Origin of the sequence: Pseudomonas asuensis, from assembly GCF_014646755.1 — a bacterium.
In the GTDB taxonomy this organism is placed as follows: Bacteria; Pseudomonadota; Gammaproteobacteria; order Pseudomonadales; family Pseudomonadaceae; genus Chryseomonas; species Chryseomonas asuensis.
Genome location: NZ_BMNW01000104.1, coordinates 1 through 532, shown reverse-complemented (window position 1 = coordinate 532; position 532 = coordinate 1). Strand labels below are relative to the sequence as shown.

Genomic DNA, 532 nt, shown 5'->3' with positions numbered 1-532 from the left:
GTGACTGGGTTCAAGCTGAGGCCTGGCCTAACATGCTCTGAGGCAGTAAGAGTTCTCTTGCTTCCTGCATAGCCAACTGTCGGAGCAAGGTGGCTTGATCAAGACCGGTGTAATCCACCAGGGCATTGATCAGGGCCTGCTCGTAGTCGTCGAGGTTTATCGTGGCGCGATTTTTCCGAATTCGCTTACTGTCCTGGTACATGTCAGAGTCCTACTTAACGTTTCCCGCAACACTGAAAAGCCCTTGCGCAATGCCGGGCATGCCATCAACTCAAAATCACACCTTCTTTCAAACCCAGTAGAACGGCAGCTCGGTGAGATTCACCACGCGTGCACTTCTTCTGTCCGTTCAAAACGGCATACACAGTGCTGGGGCTCAGCTTGTTAGCTTTTGCGAACTCCTGCGCAGTAATTCCGAGCCGTCTTAGCCTGGCTTTCGCCTGATTACGGGCTTGCTCGGGTATGTCCGCGTTCGGCATAGTGCGAAACCGTGTGATTCTAGTGAATTTACACAGAGTTTTTACCGTATTTT

The 532-nt window shown here is 51.5% G+C and carries 2 protein-coding genes; both read right to left on the bottom strand.

Annotated features, from left to right (window positions below; translation table 11 throughout):
- Positions 1 to 10 precede the first annotated feature (10 nt).
- Complete coding sequence (locus tag IEX86_RS24880; protein WP_188868816.1) at positions 11 to 202, bottom strand: hypothetical protein; 192 nt, start codon at positions 200 to 202, stop codon at positions 11 to 13.
- A gap of 64 nt (positions 203 to 266) precedes the next feature.
- Positions 267 to 479 (bottom strand): DNA-binding protein, encoded by a 213-nt coding sequence (locus IEX86_RS24875; RefSeq protein ID WP_188868815.1) that lies wholly within the window; start codon positions 477 to 479, stop codon positions 267 to 269.
- Between the last annotated feature and the right edge of the window lie 53 nt (positions 480 to 532).